The organism is Pseudomonas fragi, from assembly GCF_025426255.1.
Lineage (GTDB): Bacteria > Pseudomonadota > Gammaproteobacteria > Pseudomonadales > Pseudomonadaceae > Aquipseudomonas > Aquipseudomonas kulmbachensis.
On record NZ_CP104861.1, the window covers coordinates 3,754,794 to 3,771,422 of the forward strand.

General features: G+C 58.1%; 15 protein-coding genes. 5 read left to right on the plus strand and 10 right to left on the minus strand.

Annotated elements, in window-relative coordinates; translation table 11 throughout:
* Positions 1–17: 17 nt before the first annotated feature.
* The 4 genes from N7D90_RS17415 to N7D90_RS17430 form a co-directional block, all read right to left on the minus strand.
* The gene (locus N7D90_RS17415) at positions 18–1,223 is read right to left on the minus strand and encodes an efflux RND transporter periplasmic adaptor subunit (RefSeq protein WP_261739169.1); all 1,206 of its coding nucleotides are present in this window, start codon (positions 1,221–1,223) and stop codon (positions 18–20) included.
* Between the two features lie 9 nt (positions 1,224–1,232).
* The gene (locus tag N7D90_RS17420; protein WP_261739170.1) at positions 1,233–2,708 is read right to left on the minus strand and encodes an efflux transporter outer membrane subunit; all 1,476 of its coding nucleotides are present in this window, start codon (positions 2,706–2,708) and stop codon (positions 1,233–1,235) included.
* Positions 2,705–3,178, minus strand: coding sequence for a MarR family winged helix-turn-helix transcriptional regulator (locus tag N7D90_RS17425; RefSeq protein ID WP_261739171.1), 474 nt, complete (start codon positions 3,176–3,178; stop codon positions 2,705–2,707). Before N7D90_RS17425 ends, N7D90_RS17420 begins: the two co-directional genes overlap by 4 nt.
* A 268-nt stretch (positions 3,179–3,446) precedes the next feature.
* Positions 3,447–4,055 carry a tRNA-(ms[2]io[6]A)-hydroxylase gene (locus N7D90_RS17430; protein ID WP_261739172.1) on the minus strand — a complete coding sequence of 203 codons (609 nt, stop codon included), beginning with the start codon at positions 4,053–4,055 and terminating at the stop codon, positions 3,447–3,449.
* A gap of 219 nt (positions 4,056–4,274) precedes the next feature.
* Here N7D90_RS17430 and N7D90_RS17435 point away from each other — a divergent pair, with 219 nt between their 5' ends.
* Positions 4,275–5,138 (plus strand): universal stress protein, encoded by an 864-nt coding sequence (locus tag N7D90_RS17435; protein WP_261739173.1) that lies wholly within the window; start codon positions 4,275–4,277, stop codon positions 5,136–5,138.
* Positions 5,139–5,143: 5 nt separating this feature from the next.
* Here N7D90_RS17435 and N7D90_RS17440 read toward each other — a convergent pair whose 3' ends face one another.
* Entirely contained in the window at positions 5,144–5,614 is a 471-nt protein-coding gene (locus tag N7D90_RS17440) for a DUF1289 domain-containing protein (protein WP_261739174.1), read from the minus strand.
* Between the two features lie 406 nt (positions 5,615–6,020).
* Between N7D90_RS17440 and acnB the strand changes: the two genes are divergently transcribed.
* Positions 6,021–8,621, plus strand: coding sequence for a bifunctional aconitate hydratase 2/2-methylisocitrate dehydratase (gene acnB, locus N7D90_RS17445; protein WP_261742470.1), 2,601 nt, complete (start codon positions 6,021–6,023; stop codon positions 8,619–8,621).
* A gap of 73 nt (positions 8,622–8,694) precedes the next feature.
* On the opposite strand, the gene N7D90_RS17450 is transcribed toward acnB, so the two are convergent.
* Together N7D90_RS17450 and N7D90_RS17455 are read right to left on the minus strand one after the other, a co-directional pair.
* Positions 8,695–9,765 (minus strand): AI-2E family transporter, encoded by a 1,071-nt coding sequence (locus N7D90_RS17450; protein ID WP_261739175.1) that lies wholly within the window; start codon positions 9,763–9,765, stop codon positions 8,695–8,697.
* Positions 9,766–9,844: 79 nt separating this feature from the next.
* Entirely contained in the window at positions 9,845–10,084 is a 240-nt protein-coding gene (locus tag N7D90_RS17455) for a sulfurtransferase TusA family protein (RefSeq protein WP_261739176.1), read from the minus strand.
* Between the two features lie 119 nt (positions 10,085–10,203).
* Here N7D90_RS17455 and N7D90_RS17460 point away from each other — a divergent pair, with 119 nt between their 5' ends.
* Positions 10,204–11,634, plus strand: a complete 1,431-nt coding sequence (locus N7D90_RS17460; protein ID WP_261739177.1) for a M48 family metalloprotease — start codon at positions 10,204–10,206, stop codon at positions 11,632–11,634.
* A gap of 100 nt (positions 11,635–11,734) precedes the next feature.
* On the opposite strand, the gene nadA is transcribed toward N7D90_RS17460, so the two are convergent.
* The 3 genes from nadA to N7D90_RS17475 form a co-directional block, all read right to left on the minus strand.
* Complete coding sequence (nadA, locus tag N7D90_RS17465; RefSeq protein ID WP_095001725.1) at positions 11,735–12,793, minus strand: quinolinate synthase NadA; 1,059 nt, start codon at positions 12,791–12,793, stop codon at positions 11,735–11,737.
* A 443-nt stretch (positions 12,794–13,236) separates the two neighbouring features.
* A complete protein-coding gene (locus tag N7D90_RS17470; protein WP_261739178.1) occupies positions 13,237–13,839 on the minus strand; it encodes an FMN-dependent NADH-azoreductase in 603 nt (200 codons plus the stop codon).
* Positions 13,836–14,279 (minus strand): GNAT family N-acetyltransferase, encoded by a 444-nt coding sequence (locus tag N7D90_RS17475; RefSeq protein ID WP_261739179.1) that lies wholly within the window; start codon positions 14,277–14,279, stop codon positions 13,836–13,838. Before N7D90_RS17475 ends, N7D90_RS17470 begins: the two co-directional genes overlap by 4 nt.
* A 450-nt stretch (positions 14,280–14,729) precedes the next feature.
* Between N7D90_RS17475 and N7D90_RS17480 the strand changes: the two genes are divergently transcribed.
* The gene (locus N7D90_RS17480) at positions 14,730–15,581 is read left to right on the plus strand and encodes an ABC transporter ATP-binding protein (RefSeq protein WP_395247634.1); all 852 of its coding nucleotides are present in this window, start codon (positions 14,730–14,732) and stop codon (positions 15,579–15,581) included.
* Positions 15,582–15,619: 38 nt separating this feature from the next.
* Entirely contained in the window at positions 15,620–16,621 is a 1,002-nt protein-coding gene (locus N7D90_RS17485; RefSeq protein ID WP_261739180.1) for an ABC transporter substrate-binding protein, read from the plus strand.
* Positions 16,622–16,629 lie beyond the last annotated feature (8 nt).

Here is a 16,629-nt window from a genome sequence, read left to right on the forward strand (position 1 = left end):
GCTTATGGATTGGCGAATCAGCGTTGGGCGGCCATGTCGCCAGTACCTGCGCTGTTGCTGTCGATCAAGTGCGCTATCAGAGCTTCGGCGTCGGCCAATTGCTGCGCGTACACAGTGGTGGTGAACGAAGCTCTTTGCGGCGGTTGTTGGGCCAGTACCGGGCCACTTTGGTCTCGCAGGTTCACATCAACGGTCGTCGACAAGCCGACCCGCAGCGGATGCTCCGCCAACTCATCGGCATTGATATGAATGCGCACCGGCACCCGCTGCACGATCTTGATCCAGTTACCCGTCGCATTCTGCGCAGGCAACAGAGCAAATGCGCTGCCCGTACCGGCACCAATGCTGTCGATGGTGCCGCTGTACTTCACGCTGCTGCCGTAGATATCCGACTCAATGTCCACCGGCTGGCCGATACGCATCTTGTGCAGCTGGGTTTCCTTGAAGTTGGCATCAATCCACAGCTGATTCAGCGGAATGACCGCCATCAGGGCAGTGCCAGGCTGAACCCGCTGGCCCAACTGAACAGTACGCTTGGCCACGTAGCCTGTGACCGGCGCAATCAAGGTGGAGCGGGCATTGGCCAGATACGCCTGACGCAACTGGGCAGCCGCCGCCTTCACATCAGGGTGGTTGGCCACGGAGGTGTTATCGACCAGCGCACTGGTGGTATCGAGTTTTTGCTCGGCATTGCGCAAGGCACTTTGCGCCGAAGACAGATCATCCCGGGCATGGGACAGCTCTTCCTGGGAAATAGCCCCGCCCGCCGCCAGACTTTTACGGCGGTTGTAGTTGTCCTGGTTTTTCTGCACTTCGACTTTTTGCGCAGCGACCTGAGCCTTCATGCCCTTCACGTCACTGAACAGGCCTCGAACCTGACGCACCGTACGAGCCAGATTGGCCTCGGCGCTTTGCAAACCAACCAGCGCATCGCTCGGATCGAAGTTGAGCAGGACCTGGCCCTCATGAACCAGATCGCCATCATCGGCGCCGATGCTCACCACTGTTCCGGTGACCAGCGGCGTGATTTCAACCACGTTGCCATTTACATAGGCATCGTCGGTGCTTTCACTCCAGCGACCATACAGCTCTTGCCAGGCCCAGACGCCGAGCCCGAGCAGGATGACCAGAATTGCCAGGCCGCTCAGCCAGAGTTTGCGTTTACGCTGGTTGCCAGCGTCCTGGGTTTGTTGCGTTTCATTCGGTGTTTGCACAGTGGCCATGACGGGTACCTAAAATTTTCTGCCAGCGAGGACTTCAGTGGAATCGGCCGCAACCGGGTTACCGGGCTGAAATCCACCGCCCAGGGCTTGCATCAGTTGAATCGAAAGGTCGATCTGTTCGGCATTCAGGTCCGCCAACTGGCGTTGGGCCTGAAGCAATTGCTGTTCAATGCTGAGCACATCCAGGTAGTTACCGACACCCGAGCCGTAGCGCTGCAACACGGTATTGAACGAATCCTGAGCGATATCGGTAGCCCGCTGCTGGGCATTGATTTGCTGCCCCACTGCGCCTAGTTGCGCAAGGGTATTGCTGACGTCGCCAAGCGCGCCCACCAGTATCTTGTTGTACTGCGCGACCGCCAGGTCGTAATTGGCATCTTCGGCATCCAGCCCTGCACGCAGGCGCCCGCCATCAAATATCGGCAACGAAATGGCCGGCGCAATATTGAGGAAGCGGCTGGCAGAGCCAAACAAGGCATCGCCCAGCAACGACTGAGTACCCGCCGCCGCACTCAAGTTCAGATTGGGATAAAACCGGGTCTTGGCTGCCGCAATATTCTTGCTCGCCGCCTCCACTCGCCAGCGCGCCGCCACCAGATCGGGACGACGACCCAGCAACTCAGCCGGCAAGGTGCTCGGCAACGCTACGGCGCTCGGCGCCAGAATTTTCGGGCGAGCAATCTCGACCCCGCGATCCGGCCCCTTGCCCAACAACACCGCCAGCGCGATGCGCGCACTTTTGAGTTGTTTTTCAGCGTTGATCAGTTGCTCCTGGGAGCTGGCCTCAAGGCTTTCGGTTTGCTGATACTGATAGTGACTGTCGATACCGGCCTGCAGGCGGCGCTTGCTCAGGTCGAGCAATTTACCGGTGCGCTCAAGGTCATCCTTGGCCAGGTCTCGCACAATAAAGGCATGCCCCAGGCTGCTATAGCCCCGCGCCACATCGGCGGCCAGGGTCAGGCTCGCGGCCTGACTGTCAACTGTGGCCGCACGGGCTTCGCCCAATGCTGCTTCCCAGGCGTCGCGTTGGCCGCCCCATAGATCGAAGGTGTAATTAAATGTCAGGCTGGCATCGCGCAGCGTGTCGTACCGACCGCCCTGACCTGTAGGGTCCTGGGAGCGCGACAAGCGCGAACGCGAAACATCAGCTTCGGCATCCAGGGTTGGCATGCGTGCAGCGTTGGCGGCACCGGCTGCAGCCGCTGCCTGATGCGCACGGGCACTGGCTATTTGCATATCCGGACTGTCGCGCAATGCTTCCTCGATCAAACCATCAAGCTGCCCGTCCCCCAGACGCTTCCACCAGTCCTTTTCAGGCCAGGCCGCCGGGCTGAGCGTCACACCGTCAAGCGTTCGGGCAGCGTGAAGGTTTTTCGCATCCTGGCTCACGCCCACGGTGCTCAAACCGCTGTAGCTGGCGCAACCGGCCAGCACCATCGACGTAAATACCAGGCTCAGGCCTGTACGCAGCGTTTTGTGGCTCATTTTTCACCTAAGCGCATGACAGTGATCGGATCACCCGCTGCCAACAGTATTTTCTTGAGGATCTGTTCCAGGCTTTGCAGCTCTTGCGGGCTAATGGCGCTTGCCAGCTGATTCATCGCATCGGCGCCAATCTGCGGCAGCAGGCTGGCGAGCGCCTGACCATCATCGGTCAGCACCAGTTGAACCTGGCGCCGATCGGCCTCGGAACGCTGGCGCACCAGCAGTTTTTTTTGCTCGAGACGATCCAGCATGCGGGTCATCGAACCACTGTCCAGCGACAGGTGGCGGCAGAGCTCGGCCGGAGTGTCGACGTCAAACTGGGCCATGATGATCAGCACCTTGAACTGCGCCGCCGTGATGCCGTAAGGCTCCATATGGCGGTCGATGATCTTGTCCTTGAGCATGGCCGTACGCCCCAGGAGCAAACCCAGGGTGCAGTTTTGGAAGTTATCGGGATGGAAATGTTTCATCAGGGCACCAGGAAGCTGCCTAGGCAGTAATGTTTCGAAATATTACTGTCTAGGCAGCTAATGTCAAGCCGATTATTAGGCGGCTATCTATCTGGTCGTTGGTATTTTTACAGTTCCCGTAGCAGCTGCCGAAGGAACGAGGCTGCGTTCGATTGCGAAGCGATCGTAAAACCTGAGTCCGCGATTTAACTGACAGACCGCGATTTCAGGTTTTACGACGGCTTCGCCGCCGAACGCAGCCTCGTTCCTTCGGCAGCTGCTACGAAGTTTAAGCGGCGGCTGGCACACCACTATGGAAACGGAACTCGACATCCGGCGACTCGATCAGCTCCTGCTCCGCCACCCTCACCCGCTCGATCACTTGGGCAATATCCTTGGCATCACCATATTGGTAGGCCAGTTTCAGGTAGCCCTGAAAATGCCGCGCCTCGCTCTTGAGCAGGCCGAAGTAAAACTTGCCGAGTTCTTCGTCCAAATGTGGCACCAGGGCTTCGAAGCGCTCGCAACTGCGGGCTTCGATAAATGCACCTACCACCAATGTGTCTACCAGTTTGACCGGCTCGTGGTTACGCACCACTTTGCGCAGCGCCGAGGCATAGCGCCCGGCCGACAGCTGGCGCAACTCGATCTTGCGCTTTTTCATCAGGCGCATGACTTGCTCGTGGTGCACCAGCTCTTCACGGGCCAGACGCGACATCATGTTGATCAGGTCAACATGGGAATGGTACTTGGCGATCAGGCTCAGCGCTGTGCTCGCAGCCTTGAACTCACAGTTTTTGTGATCGATCAGCAAAGTTTCCTGATCAGCCAACGCCGCCGCGATCCAGCCGTCAGGCGTGCGGCAACCCAGGAACTGATGAATTTCAGGAAGAATCACGCGCATGCTCCCGACCGTTGGGGGTTGCACGGCAAACCGGCAGTGTTTTGAAAAATCGCTGACATGAGGCTCACAAAACTGAATTGAGGCGAGCCAGGGATTATACGGGCCACGGAGCGCAGCACCAACGGCGTAACTTGATATGCATCAACACGGGTACAACTGCAGAGCAACTATAGTGAATGCAAGCCGCTTTTATTACTTGTGGAGTCATCGGTCATGCACAGCATTAACACCCTGTTGGTCGTCATCGAGCCCCATCTGATGGAAAGCCTCGCACTCAAACGTGCCAAACATATCGCCTGCCACACCAAGGCGCACTTGCATCTGTTGATCTGCGATAAAAAGCATGACCACTCAGCCCTGCTGAGCGTGCTTGAAAGCAGCCTGAAAACTGAAGCCTACAGCGTCAGCAGCGAGCAGGCCTGGCATGAAAGCCAGCACGCAACCATCATCAAGGTGCAGCAAGCTCACAATTGCGGATTGGTGATCAAGCAACACGTGCCGGATAACCCGCTGAAAAAAGTCCTGCTGACTCCCGAAGACTGGAAACTGCTGCGTTACTGCCCGAGCCCGGTACTGCTGGCCAAAACCGCAGAATCCTGGGAGCACGGGGTCATATTGGCCGCCGTCGACGTGGGCAACAACGATCCTGAGCATATGGCCCTGCATTCAAGCATTGTCGACCACGGCTTCCGCATCGCCAGCATGGCCCATGCGCAATTTCATGTCGTCAGCGCTCACCCCGCTCCAATGCTGGCAGCGGTCGACGCAGCTTACCCCCTGGATACCCAGCTGGAACAAACCTACCGGGCCGAGTGCAAGGTGTTTCAGCAGCAATGTGAAATTGATGACAGCCGCCTGCATATCGAGGAAGGCCCGGCAGACGTGATTATTCCACGGGTAGCCAAAGCTCTGGGCGCGGTAGTGACGGTGATGGGCACAGTGGCGCGCACCGGTTTCTCGGGCGCACTGATCGGCAATACTGCTGAAGTGGTGATAGACAAGCTGGAAAGCGACATCCTGGTGCTCAAGCCCGATGACATGATCGAGCACCTGGAAGAACTGGCGAGCAAGAGCTGATCGGCTTATTCGCCAAAGGCCTCTTGCAAAAAACCAGGGGCGATATAGCGCTGATAATGCGCTTCGGACAGCAGGAAAAATTCCCGATCAATGGCGTCACGCAACTCGGGCAGAGCCCAACCACGAAACTCCGGCAATAGCACCATGCCGTAGAGCTCCAGCTGATTGATCACCCGCGCACCGCGGGCAATCAGCTGGTAGGCCCAGCAATATTCGGACTGGTTGGGCACAAAGCGGATCTTGCGCGCCACCAGTTGGTCGCGCAGCGTGGCTCGATCAAAAACCTCTACCTTGCCAGCCATCACTTGCACCAAAAGCTGCTCAAGCCTGCGCCATACAGCGCGCTTTTCTTCCTCGTTGTAACCGTTCCAATTGATCACTTCATGGTGGAAACGCTTGCAACCACGGCACACGAGGTCGCCGTAAACCGTTGAGCAAAGGCCTATGCAGGGAGTCTTGATGGTTTGATTGGACATGGCGAAATAGAGCACTGCAGAACGAAACAGGCGCCCATGTTAGCCCTTTGTCTAACGCAGATCACCCCTCAACCTTCAGGGCCTAACTTACCTTTAACAAGTTTTTACCGTAGAATCGGTCTGCCTTTTAAGGCGCCAATGTCCGTTAGAAGCTGTTTTCAAAGCGTCACGAGCACAGTTGATCCCGAAGAACGGTGTTGGTGAGGGGTGTTTGCACTGCAGATACCCGCACCAACATTCATCATGCCCCCCGTTCGGAAGGCGTAAAACTTTGAAAACAGCTTCTGTTGGGAATCCTTGCAATTCTGGCTAAGCGGCTCAAAAAGCCCCGCAGCGCATGAGTGCTCGGCATTCCTGGATGCGCGTCCCGGACACCCATTTGGGACCAATGATGAGGGTAATAACTGTGCTTGAAGCCTACCGCAAACATATCGAAGAGCGTGCAGCACTGGGTATCGTTCCCCAGCCGCTTAACGCCGAACAAACCGCAGGCCTGGTTGAGCTGCTGAAAAACCCGCCAGCCGGCGAAGAAGAATTCCTCGTAGACCTGATCACCAACCGCATTCCGCCGGGTGTTGACGAAGCTGCTTACGTAAAAGCCGGCTTCCTGGCAGCGATTGCCAAGGGCGAAGCTACCTCTCCTTTGATCAGCAAAAAACGCGCTGTTGAACTGCTTGGCACTATGCAAGGCGGCTACAACATCGTGACTCTGGTTGAGATGCTGGACGACGCAGAGTTGGCACCGGTTGCCGCCGAGCAACTCAAGCACACCCTGCTGATGTTTGACGCCTTCCACGACGTCGCTGAAAAAGCCAAAAACGGCAACCCCCACGCCAAAGCTGTAGTGCAATCCTGGGCTGACGGCGAGTGGTTCAAGAACCGCCCAGTCCTGGCTGACAAAATCAGCCTGCGCGTGTTCAAGGTCACCGGCGAAACCAACACCGACGACCTGTCGCCTGCACCGGACGCCTGGTCGCGCCCTGATATCCCGCTGCACGCCCTGGCCATGCTGAAAATGGCTCGCGACGGTATCGTGCCGGACGTTCAAGGCTCCATCGGTCCGATGAAGCAAATCGAAGAAATGCGCAACGCCGGCTTCCCGATTGCCTACGTCGGTGACGTGGTCGGTACCGGTTCGTCGCGTAAATCGGCTACCAACTCCGTACTGTGGTTCTTCGGCGACGACGTTCCTTATGTACCGAACAAGCGTGCCGGTGGTTTCTGCTTCGGCAGCAAAATCGCTCCAATCTTCTACAACACCATGGAAGATGCTGGCGCACTGCCAATCGAATTCGATGTTTCCAACATCAACATGGGCGACGTGATCGACCTGTACCCGCACGCTGGCAAAGTCTGCAAGCACGGTACTGACGAAGTCATCACCACCTTCGAAATGAAGACCCCGGTGCTGTTGGACGAAGTTCGCGCTGGTGGCCGTATCCCTCTGATCATCGGCCGTGGCCTGACCGATAAGGCTCGCGCTGAACTGGGTCTGGGCCCTGCCGACCTGTTCAAGAAGCCTGAAGCTCCGATTGAAAGCACCAAGGGTTTCACCCTGGCGCAGAAAATGGTTGGCAAGGCTTGCGGCGTAACTGGCGTTCGTCCAGGTACTTACTGCGAACCGAAGATGACCACCGTAGGCTCTCAGGACACCACCGGTCCAATGACCCGTGACGAACTGAAAGACCTGGCGTGCCTGGGCTTCTCCGCTGATCTGGTAATGCAGTCGTTCTGCCATACCGCGGCTTATCCAAAGCCGATCGACGTGACCACCCACCACACCCTGCCTGACTTCATCATGACCCGTGGCGGTGTATCCCTGCGTCCGGGCGACGGCATCATCCACAGCTGGCTGAACCGTATGCTGCTGCCGGATACCGTCGGCACTGGCGGCGACTCCCACACTCGTTTCCCAATGGGCATTTCGTTCCCGGCCGGTTCCGGTCTGGTAGCGTTCGCAGCAGCCACTGGCGTTATGCCACTGGACATGCCTGAGTCGGTTCTGGTTCGCTTCAAAGGCGAAATGCAGCCGGGCATCACCCTGCGTGACCTGGTACACGCCATTCCTTACGTCGCAATCCAACAGGGTCTGCTGACGGTCGAGAAGAAAGGCAAGATCAACGAATTCTCGGGTCGCATCCTGGAAATCGAAGGTCTGGACAACCTGAGCATCGAGCAGGCATTCGAACTGTCCGACGCCTCGGCAGAGCGTTCGGCTGCTGGCTGCACCATCAAGCTGTCCAAAGAGTCCATCACCGAATACCTGAACTCCAACATCACCCTGCTGCGCTGGATGATCGGTGAAGGTTACGGCGATGCTCGTACCCTTGAGCGTCGTGCTCAAGCGATGGAAGCCTGGGTAGCCAACCCTGAACTGATGGAAGCCGATGCTGACGCCGAATACGCGCACATCATCGAAATCGACTTGGCTGACATCAATGAGCCTGTGCTCTGCGCGCCGAACGACCCGGATGACGCCCGTCTGCTGTCCACCGTTACCGGTGAGAAAATCGACGAAGTGTTCATCGGTTCGTGCATGACCAACATCGGCCACTTCCGCGCTGCGGGCAAGTTGCTGGACAAGGTCAAAGGCCAGTTGCCAACTCGTCTGTGGCTGTCGCCTCCGACCAAGATGGACGCTCACCAGCTGACCGAAGAAGGCTACTACGGCATCTTCGGCAAAGCAGGCGCGCGCATGGAAATGCCGGGCTGCTCGCTGTGCATGGGTAACCAGGCACGTGTAGAGCCGAACTCGACTGTTGTGTCGACTTCGACCCGCAACTTCCCGAACCGTCTGGGTGACGGCGCTAACGTTTACCTGGCTTCGGCCGAGTTGGCGTCGGTTGCCTCGATCCTGGGTCGCCTGCCAAGCGTCGAGGAGTACATGGTCTACGCGGCAGAGATCAACACCATGGCAGCGGACGTGTACCGCTACCTGAGCTTTGATCAGATCGCCGAATTCCGTGAAGCGGCTGCAAATGCCAATATCCCGGTTATTCAAGCGTAAGCTGATGCAGTAACGAAAAAGCCCCGGCTTGTACTTAAGAGCCGGGGCTTTTTCATGTTCGGGATTCAGCTATTTATAGTAGTGGAGCCACTAATTGTTGCTCACGCGGCCAGGCATCGAGCACCGCCTTGAACAGCGTCGCCAGAGGGATCGCAAAAAATATCCCCCAGAAACCCCACAAGCCGCCAAACAACAACACCGCGCAAATGATCGCCACCGGGTGCAAGCTTACCGCCTCGGAGAACAGCAGCGGCACCAGCACATTGCCGTCCAGAGTCTGGATGATCCCGTAGACCGCCATCAGGTAGATAAACTGGTCGCTCCAGCCCCACTGGAACAACGCAATCAACAGCACCGGCACGGTCACCACCACCGCCCCTACATACGGCACCACCACCGAGATCCCCACCAGCAGCGCCAGCAAGGCCGCGTAGTTAAGGCCCATGGTGACAAAGGCGATATAAGTCACGCCGCCACAGATAATGATTTCAATGACCTTGCCGCGAATGTAATTGGCAATCTGGCGGTTCATTTCCTCGGCCACCCGGGTAATCAATGCCCGTTCACGGGGCAAGTAACCGCGCACCCAACGACCAATCAACGCCCGGTCCTTGAGGAAGAAAAACACCAGAATCGGCACCAGCACCAGATAAATCATGATGTTGACCAACAGCGGCAAGCTGGACAACGAAAAGGTCAGCGCCAGTTGCCCAAACTTGCCGATTTCACCCCGGGCCACTTCGATGGCCTGCAGCACCTGCTCATCCGACACCAGATGCGGATACCGCTCGGGCAACAGCAGTAGCAGCGATTGCCACTTGGCGAGCATGCCCGGTAACTCGTTGAACAAGGTGATCAACTGATGCCAAAGCAAGGGCACCGCGACCACGAGGAACACCAGCAACAACCCCATGAACAACGCAAACACCAGCCCGACCGCCGCCGCAGCCGGTACTCGCATGCGTTCCAGCGCAACGACCAGGCCCTGCATCAAATACGCCAGCACCATGCCCGCCAGCACCGGCGCCAACATGCCGCCCAATGTCAGCACGGCGGTAAAAGCCAGCACCAACAAAACCGCCAGCACCACCGCCTCTTCATCGGAGAAATAGCGCTGCACCCAACCGCGTAAAACCTTGAACATCGGTATTCCTTAGAAGAAAGTACGGTGCTTCTCTGTGGGAGCGAGCAGGCCCGCCCCCACAGTTGAAGTCAATCAGGACTCAAGCCTTGCGTAACCAGTAGCGATAGGTGCCAGCATCCTCTTCCTCACGCAGCAGCTCATGCCCAGCCAGGCGTGCGAAGGTACGAAAGTCGCGTTGCGAACCCGCATCCGTGGCGACCACCTTAAGGACCTGCCCACTGATCATTTTGTTCAGCGCCATCTTGGCCTTGAGCAACGGTAACGGACAATTCAGGCCCGCGGCGTCCAGTTCGGCATCATGGGCCAACGCATCAGTCATTACGTACTTCTCCAGAGGGGCATTTTTTATGCCGGCTAGAATACCCCAAGCCGACCCGCCACTGGTCGTCAGACCAGTGTCCAGCTACAGTAAGCGCTTTACCGACTAGAGCTCTGTGCATGACTTTTCTGCGCCCTACCCTGTTGACGCTCGCTTGCCTGCTCGCTTCACCGAGTTTCGCCGACGATTTACCGTCTCTGGGTGACGCCAGTTCGTCCATCGTCTCGCCGCAGCAAGAGTACCAATTGGGCCGCGCCTGGTTGAGCATGCTGCGCAGCCAGGTGTCGCAACTCAACGACCCGCAACTCAAGGATTACGTCGAAACCAGCGTCTACAAACTGGTCGAAACCAGCCAGGTGCAGGATCGGCGCCTGGAATTCATCCTGATCAACAGCCCGCAACTCAACGCCTTTGCCGCGCCCGGCGGGATCATCGGGGTTAACGGCGGCCTGTTTCTCAATGCCCAGACCGAAGGCGAATATGCCTCGGTAATGGCCCACGAACTGGCCCACTTGTCGCAACGCCACTTTGCCCGCGGCGTAGAAGCCCAGCAGCGCATGCAATTGCCGATGATGGCCGCCCTGCTCGCCGGGATCATCGTTGCGGCCTCAGGCGCGGGCGACGCCGGGATCGCCGCCATCGCCGGTACACAAGCCGCAGCCCTGCAAGAGCAGCGGCGCTTCTCGCGCCAGAATGAGCAGGAAGCGGACCGGATCGGTATTCTCAACCTGGAAAAAGCCGGTTACGACCCACGCTCCATGCCCACCATGTTTGAGCGCCTGATGCGCCAATACCGTTTTGACGGCAGGCCACCCGAGTTTTTGCTGACTCACCCGGTCACCGAGTCGCGTATCGCCGACACCCGCAACCGTGCCGAACAGGCCAGAGTGGGCGGCACCGAAGACAGCCTGCGCTATCAACTGATCCGCGCCCGGGTACAACTCAACTACGAAGAAACCCCGGGCCTGGCCGCCAAGCGCTTTCGCCAGCAACTGGATGAAAACCCGAAAAACGACGTAGCCCGTTATGGCCTCGCGATTGCCCATATCAAAAGCAGCCAGTTCACCGAAGCCCGCGAGACCCTCAAGCCCCTGCTGGAAAAGGCGCCGAACGACATCACCTACAACCTGGCGCAGATTGAGCTGGATATGGACAGCAATCGCCTGGCCGAAGCCCAGCAGCGCATCGACAGAATGCGCACGCTCTATCCGGGCAACTACCCGCTCAACCAGGCCCGAGTTGATTTGCTGCTCAAGCAAAATAATCCCAAGGAAGCCGACAAGGCTCTTGAAGCCTTGCTCAAAAGCCGCCCCGATGACCCGGATGTCTGGTACTCAGTGGCCGAAACGCGGGGTTTGTCGGGCAATATCATCGGCCTGCATCAAGCGCGTGCCGAGTATTTTGCTTTGGTGGGCGACTATCGACAGGCCATCCAGCAACTGGACTTCGCGCAGAAGCTGACCAACAACTTCCAGCTGTCGTCGCGCCTGGACGCGCGCAAGCGGGAGTTGATGGATCAGGAGCGGGCGCTTAAAGAGATGATGAACTGATGCTTCACGTGGGAGGGAGCCTGCTCGCGATGGCCTCGAGGCAGTCATCCAGACAAACCGCACCGCCTGCATCGCCAGCAGGCTCGCTCCCACAATAAAACTAGGCATTCCCCGCCAATTTCAAACGCGCAGCCTGGGTGAAATCCAGCATGCGTTTGAGCGGGCGAATCGCGTGAGGCACCAGTGCCGGGTCAACAAAGATTTCGTTGCTGCCCTGCTGCAAGCACTCCAGCGTGCGCTCCAGTGTGTTCATCGCCATCCACGGGCAATGCGCGCAACTGCGGCATGCAGCACCGTTACCCGCGGTCGGCGCTTCGATAAAGACCTTGTCCGGGCACAACTGCTGCATCTTGTAAAAAATGCCGCGGTCGGTGGCCACGATAAACGTCTTGTTCGGCAGGTTTTGCGCCGCTGCAATCAACTGGCTGGTGGACCCCACCGCGTCGGCCAGATCGATCACCGACTCCGGCGACTCAGGGTGAACCAGAATCGCCGCATCCGGGTACAACGCCTTCATGTCTTCAAGCTGCTTGGACTTGAACTCTTCGTGAACGATGCAGGCACCGTCCCACAGCAGCATGTCGGCACCGGTCTGGCGCTGAATGTAACGGCCCAAATGCTTATCCGGCCCCCAAATAATGGTTTCGCCGTTATCCATCAGGCTTTCGACAATTTCCAGTGCGCAGCTTGAGGTCACTACCCAGTCAGCCCGAGCCTTGACCGCCGCTGAAGTGTTGGCATACACCACCACCGTGCGCTCGGGATGCTTGTCGCAAAAGGCCGAGAACTCCTCAACCGGGCAACCCAGATCAAGCGAACAGGTGGCCTCCAGTGTGGGCATCAGCACGCGTTTTTCAGGGGTGAGGATTTTTGCCGTCTCGCCCATAAAACGCACACCGGCAACCAAAATCGTTTTGGCCGGGTGGGCCGCGCCAAAGCGGGCCATTTCCAGAGAGTCGGACACACATCCGCCGGTTTCTTCGGCCAGGGCCTGAATCACCGGATCACAATAAAAATGCGCCACCAGCACCGCATCGCGGGCTTTTAGTTCAGCCGCGATCTGCGCACGCAGGCTGAGGGCTTGGGCCTCAGTCAACGGCTTGGGCTGCTTGGCATCAAGGTGGGCTTGAACCAGAAGTCGTTCAGAAATTTGCGTCATGTTCGCAAGACCTGCAAGCGCTGTTGCGCGAAAGTCGAGTGTACCACCGGCTCCGGACCGTCAAGTCCCGCCGGGAGAATGTGTGTTATCAGGCACGGACCAGCTATTCAGAGCGCCAAGGCTACAGAATATCCTTGGGATTCAAAAGTTTAATGTTGCACTGGCGACGGCCTGCGCACAGACGAAGGGCGCAGCCCCTGACCGGATCAATGACCAGACTGAGATTTATGCTCTGAAACACTGATCTGAACCCGGAGCATGGATAACCGTTCAATCAACAGGCGTTGAAAGCACCCAGTGCCTGGGCGGTGACGAACACCTGTCGCCGTTTTACACCCAAAGCGTGCAGGCAGGCCCGGCACAGGTGTTGAGCCAGCTATTGATTGATAACGTCAAACACCTGTTCTCGCAGCCTTCGGGCCTTGCCAGTGACTACACGAATGCTATCGCCCCGCCAGGTCGGCCAGTTGCCCACGGGCAACCGTGAGTGCCGCGGCCACCGCCTCCTCGCCAAACACCAGTCCCTGCAAGTAGACAAAGTGGATATCAAACAGCCCGAGCGTGTTGAGGGCATAACGCAGGTAATCGGTCAGAAAATCGGGTTGCCGCGCCCGCTCCCCCTGATGAAAACCACCCGACCCTACCAGCACATACACCGGACGGTCGGCGAGCAAGCCGGTTTTGCCTTCTGGCCCCGCGCTGAAGGTGCGATGGATACGCAACACGTAGTCGATCCACAGCTTTAGCGCCGCCGGAATGGTGAAATTGTGCATGGGCGTGGCGATCACCAATATGTCACTGGCTTCCAACTCACGGATCAGCGTCTCGGACACATCGAACACAGGAGCATCAAACGCAGTGGGTGCGGCCAGTGCCGCGCCATAGTCGATGTTCAGTGGCGGCAAGGGCTGCTCGCTCAGATCCCGCCCCACCCAGGCCAGGTCCGGGTAGCGTTGGCGTAGCGAGGCCAATAACTCTCGGGCCAGACGGCTGGCGTGGGAAAAGTGCCCGTGGGGGCTGGCGTTGATCAGCAAGGCGTTGTTCATGGTTGCTTCCCGGTCAGGCTCTGGGTGAAGTGCATGCCATGCGCCAGCAGGCCCTGGCGGAAGTAGAAACGCTGAGCCAGAGCCATATGCAGCCCTGTGTCCAGCACCAGTTGATTGCACTGACGGCGCACGGCCTCGTCACGAACGCCGTTCAGAAGTTTGGCCCCCAGCCCCGAGCGCTGCAAATCGGGACTGACCACCAGATCATCGACATAGATAAAGCGCGAATAGATCAGATTCTCCATCTCGCGGTATCCCGCCAGCCCAACCAGGGTTAGCCCCTGCCAGGCGCCCAGCAGGCGATAGCCCTGAGCCACCTGACGCAGCAATTGCGTCGAATAGGCTGCAGGATCGCGCAGATGTGGGCGCAAGACGCGCATCAGGTCAAAACTGGCACGCAGGGCCGGTTCGTCCTCAAGGTGTTGCAGTGTGAAGTCCATGATGGTCAGCCATAAGGATAGATAGCTCCACTGTAGAGCTGCAACGGCATAGCACCTAGAGCCACAAAACGACTAAACAACCAGGCCATGATAGTTGCGCTACACCACCGAGGTGTAACCAAACCCGGCAGTCACATGATTTCACTCAGGGATTCCAACCAAAGTCCCGGCTGTTTCGCACTTAAAACAAAACCCCGAATTAACACGTGTATCCGTTACTTACCGAAGCACCACTTTCTCGCAACTTCATTTGGCTCGCGCTGAACATGGGCATTTTTGTGCCAGAACAGAAACGTTGTTTTATATATGAAACAAGCCAATTAACCGAATAAACACTCAACTTACTGATTAACAACAGATTTCAAACATAAAACTTAACCATAAATACTTTGGCATTGTTCATGCACTAAACACCGTATCACCTATAAAACAGACCAGAGACCCTTCCCAATGGCTGTGAAAGAGATGTTCGCCGTCGCGCCGCAATGGAACAACGCCGCTCCCAAGGAAGATATGGAGCCCACCGAAATTGAATTCCGCAATGTCGGAAAGTGCTTCCCGGCCAAAGGAAAGTCCGAAGCCCCCTTCGCCATCCGCGAGGTAAATTTCAAGATTCGCCGTGGCGAAGTGGTGTCGATCATCGGCCCCTCCGGTTGCGGCAAAAGCACCATCCTGAACATGGGCTCCGGTCTGTATCGCCCCACCGAAGGCGAAGTCTTCGTCGGCGGTGAAGCGGTTACCGGCCCGGTTCGCCAGGTCGCGTTCATGCTGCAAAAAGACCTGCTCATGCCGTGGCGCAGTATCCGCCGCAACGTCGAGCTGGGCCTTGAGATTCAAGGTGTACCCGCGGCCAAGCGCCAAGCCGTGGCCAAGGATCTGCTCGACCGCTGCCACCTGCACGGTTTTGCCGACCACTACCCGTTCCAGCTATCAGGCGGCATGCGCCAACGCGCAGCCCTGGCCCGCACCCTGGCCATCGACCCGCAAGTGCTGTTTCTCGATGAGCCGTTCTCGGCGCTGGATGCGCAAACCAAAATGATCCTGCAGCAAGACATGGCGCGCATGTTGTTCGATGAAAAGAAAACCGCCCTGTTCATCACCCACGACCTGATCGAAGCCATCGCCATGTCCGATCGCTTGCTGGTCATGAGCGCCCGCCCCGGCACCATCATCGAAGAAATCAGCATTGACCTGCCGTTTCGCGACAACCCGCTGGAGCGCCGCAAGCTGCCGCAAATCGGCCCGCTGGTAGGCCGCCTGATGGAATTGCTGCAAGTCGGCGCCGACACCGAACTGCATTGATCACGCCCTGCCGTCCCCCACCTGTTTGAGGAGTCCGCATGTTCAAGTCTGTGTTTCAACGTTTTAGCCAAGCCAGCGCCCTTGCCTTGAGCCTGGGCGTGGCTTTCGCCGCCCAGGCGCAACCGACCGACGTGACGTACCTGTTACCGGCACCGCCGAACCTGCCAGCGTTCGCTCCGTGGATTATTGCCAAGGAAAAGGGCTACTACGCCGCCCAGGATTTGAACATGAACTTCATCGCAGCCAAGGGCGGGGTGGATGTGGCCAAGCAGATCGGCGCCGGTAACGCCATGCTCGGCGGCGCCATCGGCGATACCCCGATCGTGGTGCGAGCCAACGGCATTCCCGTGCGGGCCGTGGCTATCCTGGGTGCAGGCGGGGTAACGATGATCGCGACCAATGCCGCGGACAATATCAATTCGGTGGCCGACCTCAAGGGCAAGACCATGACCGTGATGTCCTACTCGGACACCACCTACTACGCCCTGCTCGCCACGCTGCGCAAAGCAGGCCTGAGCAAAACCGATGTGAATATCCAGGCCGCAGGCCCAGCGGGGGTCTGGCAGTTGTTCACGGCCAACAAGGCCCAGGCCATGGCCGGTGTACCGGACTGGGTGGTCCAGGCCCAAGAAGCAGGCTTGAAGGTCAAGCTGATCCCGCAAGAGCAAATTTTCGAAAGCACGGCCCAGTCGATCATCGCTTCCGATGACGCCATCAAAAACCACCCGCAGATTGTACGCGGCACGGTGCAGGCAACCCTGCAGGGCATGCGCGACATCATCCAGGACCCACGTGCCGCGGCCGTGACGTTCGCCAAGGCGGTTCCGGCCTATACCGGCAAGGAAGATGAGCTGGAGAAAATCTTCAAGCTCTACGTCGAACACGTTTATGCCAACCAGCCCGTACTGGGGCGCATTGATCCGGCGCGACTCGAAGCGGTGCGCCAATTCTATGTCAGCGAAGGCATCGTCACCCGCGAGCCCAAGCTCGACGAGCTCTACACCAACCAGTTCATCGACAGCCCAACAGCCGCGCAATAACGGCCAGT

What these genes read in the sequence shown, in the direction of transcription:
- N7D90_RS17415 (WP_261739169.1), bottom strand. Translation starts at nt 1,223, where the DNA reads ATGGCCACTGTGCAAACACCGAATGAAACGCAACAAACCCAGGACGCT.
- N7D90_RS17420 (WP_261739170.1), bottom strand. Translation starts at nt 2,708, where the DNA reads ATGAGCCACAAAACGCTGCGTACAGGCCTGAGCCTGGTATTTACGTCG.
- N7D90_RS17425 (WP_261739171.1), bottom strand. Translation starts at nt 3,178, where the DNA reads ATGAAACATTTCCATCCCGATAACTTCCAAAACTGCACCCTGGGTTTG.
- N7D90_RS17435 (WP_261739173.1), top strand. Translation starts at nt 4,275, where the DNA reads ATGCACAGCATTAACACCCTGTTGGTCGTCATCGAGCCCCATCTGATG.
- N7D90_RS17440 (WP_261739174.1), bottom strand. Translation starts at nt 5,614, where the DNA reads ATGTCCAATCAAACCATCAAGACTCCCTGCATAGGCCTTTGCTCAACG.
- N7D90_RS17450 (WP_261739175.1), bottom strand. Translation starts at nt 9,765, where the DNA reads ATGTTCAAGGTTTTACGCGGTTGGGTGCAGCGCTATTTCTCCGATGAA.
- N7D90_RS17455 (WP_261739176.1), bottom strand. Translation starts at nt 10,084, where the DNA reads ATGACTGATGCGTTGGCCCATGATGCCGAACTGGACGCCGCGGGCCTG.
- N7D90_RS17460 (WP_261739177.1), top strand. Translation starts at nt 10,204, where the DNA reads ATGACTTTTCTGCGCCCTACCCTGTTGACGCTCGCTTGCCTGCTCGCT.
- nadA (WP_095001725.1), bottom strand. Translation starts at nt 12,793, where the DNA reads ATGACGCAAATTTCTGAACGACTTCTGGTTCAAGCCCACCTTGATGCC.
- N7D90_RS17470 (WP_261739178.1), bottom strand. Translation starts at nt 13,839, where the DNA reads ATGAACAACGCCTTGCTGATCAACGCCAGCCCCCACGGGCACTTTTCC.
- N7D90_RS17475 (WP_261739179.1), bottom strand. Translation starts at nt 14,279, where the DNA reads ATGGACTTCACACTGCAACACCTTGAGGACGAACCGGCCCTGCGTGCC.
- N7D90_RS17480 (WP_395247634.1), top strand. Translation starts at nt 14,730, where the DNA reads ATGGCTGTGAAAGAGATGTTCGCCGTCGCGCCGCAATGGAACAACGCC.
- N7D90_RS17485 (WP_261739180.1), top strand. Translation starts at nt 15,620, where the DNA reads ATGTTCAAGTCTGTGTTTCAACGTTTTAGCCAAGCCAGCGCCCTTGCC.